8 protein-coding genes are annotated in these 7,055 nt (G+C 70.6%); 4 read left to right on the top strand and 4 right to left on the bottom strand.

Going from position 1 to position 7,055, the window contains the following annotated elements; translation table 11 throughout:
- A partial coding sequence (locus ACLN58_RS15300) for a hypothetical protein (RefSeq protein ID WP_415856114.1) occupies positions 1-678 on the top strand: 678 nt, incomplete at its 5' end.
- Between the two features lie 36 nt (positions 679-714).
- Here the strand turns inward: ACLN58_RS15300 and ACLN58_RS15295 are convergent.
- The 4 genes from ACLN58_RS15295 to pepN form a co-directional block, all read right to left on the bottom strand.
- Positions 715-1,131 carry a globin gene (locus ACLN58_RS15295; protein ID WP_415856116.1) on the bottom strand — a complete coding sequence of 139 codons (417 nt, stop codon included), beginning with the start codon at positions 1,129-1,131 and terminating at the stop codon, positions 715-717.
- A 144-nt stretch (positions 1,132-1,275) separates the two neighbouring features.
- On the bottom strand, positions 1,276-1,974 hold the full coding sequence (locus ACLN58_RS15290) for a mechanosensitive ion channel family protein (protein ID WP_415856115.1): 699 nt from the start codon (positions 1,972-1,974) through the stop codon (positions 1,276-1,278).
- A 180-nt stretch (positions 1,975-2,154) separates the two neighbouring features.
- On the bottom strand, positions 2,155-2,622 hold the full coding sequence (locus ACLN58_RS15285; protein WP_415856113.1) for an OsmC family protein: 468 nt from the start codon (positions 2,620-2,622) through the stop codon (positions 2,155-2,157).
- A 10-nt stretch (positions 2,623-2,632) separates the two neighbouring features.
- On the bottom strand, positions 2,633-5,197 hold the full coding sequence (gene pepN, locus ACLN58_RS15280) for an aminopeptidase N (protein ID WP_415856112.1): 2,565 nt from the start codon (positions 5,195-5,197) through the stop codon (positions 2,633-2,635).
- A gap of 137 nt (positions 5,198-5,334) precedes the next feature.
- Between pepN and ACLN58_RS15275 the strand changes: the two genes are divergently transcribed.
- The 3 genes from ACLN58_RS15275 to ACLN58_RS15265 all read left to right on the top strand — a co-directional run.
- Positions 5,335-6,294: a hypothetical protein gene (locus tag ACLN58_RS15275; RefSeq protein WP_415856111.1), complete on the top strand. Its 960-nt coding sequence runs from the start codon at positions 5,335-5,337 to the stop codon at positions 6,292-6,294.
- Between the two features lie 42 nt (positions 6,295-6,336).
- Positions 6,337-6,819, top strand: a complete 483-nt coding sequence (locus ACLN58_RS15270) for a ribose-5-phosphate isomerase (protein WP_415856110.1) — start codon at positions 6,337-6,339, stop codon at positions 6,817-6,819.
- Positions 6,819-7,055 (top strand): DNA-formamidopyrimidine glycosylase family protein (locus ACLN58_RS15265; RefSeq protein ID WP_415856109.1); only part of this gene is annotated, 237 nt, incomplete at its 3' end. The genes ACLN58_RS15270 and ACLN58_RS15265, both read left to right, overlap by 1 nt.

Here is a 7,055-nt window from a genome sequence, read left to right as displayed (position 1 = left end):
GAAGTCCAGACCGCCCTCGACCTCGGCGACCGCGAGGCCGTTGCCGATCTCCGGACGTTTCTGGCCCGGGCCCGCGCCGTCGACGCGGGCGGTGCCGTGCGCCTCCAGGCGGTCGGATCCGTGCTCGCGGCGTATGTATGCGTCCTGCGCCCACGGATGCTGGGGGAGGCCACGCCCACCGTGCTCGGCCTCCGCACGATTCGGCTCGCGCGAGCGGCCGACGTCGACGTAACAGTTGCGCTCGCGGCCGTCGCCGACCGCTTGGCCCGCATGGGTGACGACGCGACGCTCCTGGACGTCCCGCCGTCGTCCGTTCACGTCTCCTGGGCGGCCATCCGCCCCCCGCGCGGCCCGTGGGCGCCGTCGGGTGAGGTGACCGCTGAGGTACTCGCCGCGGCGGCCGCGAGCGGCATGTCCGAGGTTGCGGGGCTCGTGCCCGAGCAACCGGGGCAGGCGATGGTCGACGGCGCGCGCGCGGCCGTGTGGGGGAGGGACGTCGACGGAGTCGAGGGCGTCCCGGCCGGAGCCGCCTTCGCCGCCGAGGCGCTCGGCTTCCTGGTCCCAGGCGTGCCCATGCAACGCTTCGAATCGGGCGCGTGGGTCAGGCTCAGCTCGCCGCGCGGACACGTCCTGTGCCGCATTCCGGGGGCGCGGGCCGCGGGCTTCGACGCTCTCTAGGCGGGTGTGGCGCGGCGCGCCCCGAGGGGCCGTGAGTCAGTCGTCGAAGGTGTTGACGAGGGAGTGCGCGGCGCGCTCGAGGTAGTCCCAGAGCGTCGCCTCGTGCAGGGGTGAGAGGCCCAGCGCGTCGACGCCCGCGCGCATGTGGTGGAGCCAACGGTCGCGCGCCTCGGGGTTGACCTTGAACGGCACGTGCCGCATGCGCAGCCTCGGGTGGCCCCGCTCCGCGCTGTACGTGGAGGGGCCGCCCCAGTACTGCTCGAGGAACATCGTGAGCCGGCGCCGGGCCGGTCCGAGATCCTCCTCGGGGTACATGGGGCGCAGCACGGGATCCTCGGCGACGCCCTCGTAGAAGGCGTCGACGAGCTTGACGAACGCCTCGTGCCCGCCGATCTCCGCGTAGAACGTGTTCGCGTAGTCGTCCCGGGCAAACGGGTCGTTGACCTTGAGCAGGTTCCGCCGCGGGAGTGGCTCACTGGCCGATGCCTGGCCCTCGTTCTGCGTCACTTGTGGTCGCCGTCCTTCCTGCATGCTGCGCCCATGTCACTAGTTTCCGCGCCGAGCGGGCTCACTCGGCGCGCCCTCCGAGCCGGGGGATCATTCGCTCGCGCGCTGGCCTTGGGCGTCGGGGTTTGTGGGCCCGGCGTGGCCGGGAGCCGCGGTGCCTGGGTCCGAGGGCTCAGGCTGCGGGGCGCTCGGCGGCACGTAGGAGCCCTGTGAACGGTTCCCGACACGCAGGATCTCGCCGTTGCGGAGGTACCAGATCGCGCCGTCCTCGCCGCGGACACGCGTGATGCGCAGGCCCACGCTCTCGACCGTCCCGACCACCTCGCCCGCGCCGAGCTCGATGACGTCGCCGATGCCGAACTGGTCCTCGAGAGTCAGGAAGATTCCGGAGAGGAAGTCGCGGATGAGCTGCTGGGCGCCGAACGCGATCCCGACGCCGAGGATGCCAACGCTCGTGAGGAGCGGCGCGATGTCCACGCCGAACGCCTTGAGCACGTAGATGATCACGATCGTCGAGATGACGACGATCACCACCGAGTTGAGGAGCGAGCCGATCGTCTGCGCGCGCTGGGCCCGCCGCTCTGAGTCGAGGGCGCGGAGGGCGGGGGCGGCCCAGCGGAAGATCCGGCGCTGGCTCAGCGCCGTGCCCGTCTGGACCCGCTTGACGACTTGGCGGATGAGGAACGAGGCGAGAAGCCAGACGAGGAGGCCGACGCCGACGACGATGGCCACTTGAAGCAGGGTCGAGTTGAACGTGTTGACGGCCGTGTTGAGCTCGGCCGCGCTCAACGGCGTCGGAGCGGCCGAAGTGGCTGAGGGCGTGGCCGACGGCGTGGGCGACGCGGATGCGGTCGACGCTGCGGCGCCATCGGTCAGGGACGGCTGTAGTGCAAACAGCACAGTCAATTGCCTCCTTGGCTGGGGGTGGGGGCATTAAGGGTGCCCTTCCACCCTAGCGAGGATCTCCGCCTAAGACGCAGCCGGTTCGTGACGTACCGCAAAGTTCACCGAGCGTGCAATGAAGCACACGCGGTGAGCCTCCTCGTGGAGGCTGTCGGCGAGCCCGCGCTGGGACTCGTCGGCAAGCTCGACGCGCGGACGGAGGACCACCTCCGTGAACTCGCCGCTCCCGTCGCGGTTGAGGTGCATCGTGCCCTCGGCCGCGTCCGTGTAGGCCGTCACGACGACGCCGTTCATGACGGCGACGTGCAGGTAGGACAGCATGTGGCACTGCGAGAGCGCCGTGAGGAGCAGCTGCTCGGGGTTGTACCGGTCCTTGTCGCCGCGGAACGTTGGGTCGGAGGAGCCGGGCAGGACGGGGAGCCCGGGCAGGGCGACGTCGTGGTCCCGACCGTAGTCGCGGTACCCCGATGTGCCCGTGCCCCGGTTCCCGGTCCACGTGACGGTGACGCTGTAGTGGTGCTCGTCGATGGCCATAGTGCCAACGCTACCGATCGGCGGCTTGGGCGCGGAGCGCGCGCGCCACCCCGTCCCGGTTTTCGAGCATCATGCGGCGCAGGGCGCCCTGGTCCTCGCCGAGCGCGGCGATGAACGCGTCCGTCCGCTCGAGCGTCGCCTCGGTCGTCTGGCGGGCCGGGTAGAGGCCGACGACGATCTGCTGGGCGAGCGCGTGCGTCCGGTCCGCGACGATCCCAGGCACGGCCTCGAAGTACTTCTCCGCGAACGGCGCGATGAGCCGCGCGTCGTGGACGCGGATGAAGCCGTTGACGGCCGCCTGCTGGACGGCGTTGGAGAGTTCTCCAGTCTCGACGATCCGGCGCCACGCATCGGCCTTGGCCTCGGCGGTGGGCAGTGCGGCCGTCGCGAGGGCTGCGGCGCACTGACCGGTGGACGTGTTGTCGCGCGAGAGCTCTTCGTCCACGCGATCGCGGTCGATCCGACCTCCCGCGGCGAGCGAAGACACGAGCTCCCATCGGAGGTCCTGGTCCACCGCGAGGCCCGGCACCGCGAGGCTACCGTCGAGGATGGCTGCCACGGCGTCGAGGTGCGTCGGCGAGGACGCGAGGCCGGCAAACGCCTTGACGAACTGGAGCTGGGAGTCGGAACCGGGCGCGGCGTCCGCGGCAAGCTGCCACAACCGGCCCGCGGTCGCGCTCTTGACCTCCGCCTGCGCGCCCGCCGCGACGTAGAAGTCGAGCGTCGTCGCGAGCTGGCGCAGGAGCGTCTGGACCACGGAGGAATCCGTCTCCGCCCCGATGTTCGCGAGCACGAGCTCCACGTAGGCGCGGGCGGGCGTCTCGCCGTCGCGCGCGCCGTCCCACGCGGAGCCCCACACGAGGGCGCGGGGGAGGCTCTCGGCGATGTCGCGGAGTCCGCCCGTCGCGGTCGCGAGCGACGCCGGGTCGAGGCGGACCTTTGCATACGCGAGGTCGTCGTCGTTGAGCAGGACGAGCGCGGGGCGCACCGCACCGACGAGGGCCGGAACGTCAGTGAGCGGCCCTTCGACGTCGAGCTCCTCGCGCCGCGTGCGCACGAGGCGACCGTCGGCGCTGCGCTCGTAGAAGCCGATCGCGAGCCGATGCGGTCGCAGCGTCGGCTGGGCGTCCGAGGCGGCCTGCCGCACCGTGAACGAGGTGATGACGCCGTCGTCGTTCGTCTCGATCGCGGGGGCGAGCGTGTTGACGCCTGCGGTCTCGAGCCAGATCTGACCCCACGACGAGAGGTCGCGGCCGCTCGCGGCCTCGAGCTCGGCGAGGAGGTCGGCGAGGACCGTGTTGGACCAGGCGTGCTTGCCGAAGTAGGCGCGCACGCCGGACATGAACTGCTCCTGGCCGACCCACGCGACGAGCTGCTTGAGGACTGACGCGCCCTTCGCGTACGTGATGCCGTCGAAGTTGACCTCGACGTCCGCGAGGTCGTTGATGTCCGCGAAGATCGGGTGCGTCGTGGGGAGCTGGTCCTGCCGGTAGGCCCAGGACTTCTCGACGGACGCGAACGTGGTCCACGCGTGGCCGAAGTCGGGGGTGTGCACCGCCGCGAGGTGGGACATGAACTCGGCGAAGGACTCGTTGAGCCAGAGGTCGTCCCACCACCGCATGGTCACGTAGTCGCCGAACCACATGTGGGCGAGCTCGTGCAGCACCGTGATGGCGCGCCGCTCGACCGTGGCCTGGGTGGGCTTGGACCGGAACACGTAGCTCTCGAGGATGGTCACCGCGCCGGCGTTTTCCATCGCGCCGGCGTTGAACTCGGGGACGAAGAGCTGGTCGTACTTCGCGAATGGGTACTCGCAGCCGAACTGCTCCTCGAAGAACGCGAAGCCGCGCTTCGTGATGTCGAAGATGTTCTCCGCATCGAGGTACTGCATGAGCGACTTGCGCGCGAAGATCCCGAGGGGGATCGTGCGGCCGCCGGAGCCCACCATCTCGCTGTGGACGGCCTGGTACGGACCCGCGATGAGCGCAGTCACGTAGCTCGGGACTCGCGGGGTCGGCGCGAACTCCCATACTGAGCGCGCCGAGCCGTCCTCCGTGACCGGGGCCTGCGCGGGCTCCGGAGTCGGAGAGTTGGAGACCACCGACCAGTGCGAGGGCGCCGTGACCGTGAAGCGGAACGAGGCCTTGAGGTCGGGCTGCTCGAACACGGCGTACACGCGGCGCGAGTCCGGCACCTCGAATTGGCTGTAGAGGTACACCTCGCCGTCCACGGGGTCGACGAACCGGTGCAGCCCCTCGCCCGTGTTCATGTACCGCGCGTCGGCGTCGACGACGAGTTCGTTGCGGGCCGCGAGGCCGGGGAGCTGGATGCGGACGCCGTCGGCGACGTCTGCGGGATCGAGGGCCGCGCCGTTGAGCGTGACGGAGCGCACGGACTCGGTGATCGCGTCGATGAACGTGTGCGAACCGGGAACGGCCTCGAACACCACTCTCGTGCGGGAGCCAAAGACCCGCTCGCCCTTCGTGAGGTCGAGCTCCACGTCGTAGCTCTCAACCCGGAGCACGGCTTTCGCCCGCTCGACGGCCTCGGACCGGGTCAGGTTCGTCCCTGGCATGCGCGCCTCCTGCACACTAGCGATCGCGGCGCTGTGGCGCGCCGCACATATTTGAAATTATTGTTTCAGTTCCCTCACGCGTGCAAGTGCCAACCGTGCTGTGACGTGCCCGCGAAAGCCTGCGCTAGCGTTGAGTCATGCGCGAGACGGAGGGGCGTTGGGACCGCAAGGCGGTCCGATTCGCGATCGGCTACCCGATCCTCCTCGCGGCTGGCTTCTTCATCGCGGCGTTCACGTTCCGCGGCCAGGTCCCCGAGCCCGTCGCGTGGCTCTGGGACGCGGACGGTGGCCGTGCGTTCGTGCCGTTCTTCGTGTACCTCGGCGTGGGGGCCGGAATCGTCGCGGTGGTCGGCGTCCTGCTGGGCCTCCAGGCGGGGCTGCAGGGACGGCCGCCCGTGTCCCGCAAGATCTTCATGGCCGGCGGCGTGGGAATGTCGATGTTCCTCGTGACCGTGCTGGGCGCCGGGCTCATGGGACAGGTCGGCGCGAGGGACGCGCGGGACACCCATCCGGATCCCATTGTCTTGGCCTCGGGCAGCGGCGCGACGGTCGCCCTGACCGTCGTCATGTTCATGATCTTCAAGCCCGACGAGCAGTGGAGCCCGCGGGACGAGGAAGCCCTGCTCGACGTCCTCGAACCCGAGCGAGCCCGCAACACGTTCGTGTTCTGGGCGCACGCGCGCCCCTCGGTCTTCGTCATGCTCGCCGTCCTCGGCGTCGACCTCCCGCTCCTCGCGCTGCTCATCTCTCCGTGGCTCTCGCTTGTGCTCGCGCTCGTCTCCCTGGCCGCCGCCTCGATGCTCATGCTCCGCGTGAGTGTGGGCCCCGACGAGGTCCGCCTCGCGTTTGGCGGGCTCATCCGCGTCGCGAAGATCAGGCCTGCGGACGTGCTCCGGGCCGGCTACGGCGCCGTGGTCGCGCGCTCGTATGGGGGGTGGGGCTATCGCCGCCGCGGGAAGCTCGTGTCCGCCCTCGTGGCGAGCGGAGAGGCCGTCGACGTGCTGTGCCGCGATGGGAGCCGCTTCGTGTTCTCGGCCAAGGACCCGGCCCTCGCCGAGCGCGTCGCGGACGTGCTGCGCGGGGCCGCCGCCCAGTAGGCTTCAGACAGCCCCTTCGCAGACCTCGAGAGGAACCCTGCCGTGTCCAAGCCCCGCGTCCACATCGCTACCGACCACGCCGGGATGGAGCTCAGCGCCCATCTCGTGAGCCACCTCGGGGCGCAGGGCTACGAGGTCGTTGACCATGGGCCCACGGCCTACGACCCGCTCGACGACTACCCCGCGTTCTGCCTCCGCGCGGCGCTTGCCGTGGTCGCTGACCAGGAAGCCGGCGTCCCGGCGCTCGGGATCGTCCTGGGCGGCTCGGGCAACGGTGAGCAGATCGCGGCCAACAAGGTCCGGGGCGTCCGGGCGGCGCTCGCCTGGAACCTCGACACCGCGCGGCTCGCGCGCGAGCACAACGACGCGAACGTCGTCGCGGTCGGCGGGCGCCAGCACAGCGTCGAGGAGGCCACGACGCTCATCGAGGCCTTCCTCGAGGAGCCCTTCAGCCACGACGAGCGCCACGTGCGCCGCATCGGCAAGATCGCCACATACGAGACCACCGGCGAAATCCTCGACTAGTGCCCGAGGGCCACTCCATCCATCGCCTCGCGCGGCAGTTCGGAGACGTCTTCGCGGGGGAGCGCCTCGGCGTGAGCAGCCCCCAGGGCCGCTTCGCCGGCGGCGCCGCGCTCCTTGATGGGCGCGTCCTCGAGGCCGCCCGGGCGCACGGGAAGCAGCTGTTCCTGCGCTTCGAGGGCGGCCTGAGCCTCCACGTGCACCTAGGCCTCTACGGTGCGTGGGACTTCGGCGGCGAC

Source organism: Sinomonas sp. G460-2, assembly GCF_047759905.1.
In the GTDB taxonomy this organism is placed as follows: domain Bacteria; phylum Actinomycetota; class Actinomycetes; order Actinomycetales; family Micrococcaceae; genus Sinomonas.
The sequence above is the reverse complement of the archived record's forward strand: the minus strand, read 5'-3'. Positions and strand labels throughout refer to the sequence as shown.

What these genes read in the sequence shown, in the direction of transcription:
- ACLN58_RS15285 (WP_415856113.1), bottom strand. Translation starts at nt 2,622, where the DNA reads ATGGCCATCGACGAGCACCACTACAGCGTCACCGTCACGTGGACCGGG.
- pepN (WP_415856112.1), bottom strand. Translation starts at nt 5,197, where the DNA reads ATGCCAGGGACGAACCTGACCCGGTCCGAGGCCGTCGAGCGGGCGAAA.
- ACLN58_RS15275 (WP_415856111.1), top strand. Translation starts at nt 5,335, where the DNA reads ATGCGCGAGACGGAGGGGCGTTGGGACCGCAAGGCGGTCCGATTCGCG.